At 68.3% G+C, this 281-nt stretch carries 1 pseudogene; it reads left to right on the forward strand.

What is annotated here, in order from left to right:
• Positions 1–134 precede the first annotated feature (134 nt).
• Positions 135–281, forward strand: a pseudogene (locus tag U5A56_RS37045) (ribose ABC transporter permease); the annotation flags it as partial.

Raw genomic sequence — 281 nt, forward strand, 5'->3', positions numbered from 1 at the left:
TGAACTCGGCGGCCACACGCACACGCCCATCACGCAGGAAGCGATCATCGCGCTCGCCACCGGCTCGCAAGCCGAGCTCGCCGACGCGCACTGACCACGGCCCCTTCATTTCCTTCTTCCTTCAAGGTACCGACATGATCCACCCGACCAAGCAGCGGAACCTCGCGTCCGCCACGGCCCATCCGGTCGCCAACCGTACGCCGCTGATGCGCGGCGCCGATCATCGCGCGCGCATGCAGTCGCTGCTGCGCACCGCCGGCATGCTGCCGGTGCTGCTGGTC

It is taken from the genome of Burkholderia sp. BCC1998 (assembly GCF_905339875.1).
Taxonomy (GTDB): Bacteria; Pseudomonadota; Gammaproteobacteria; order Burkholderiales; family Burkholderiaceae; genus Burkholderia.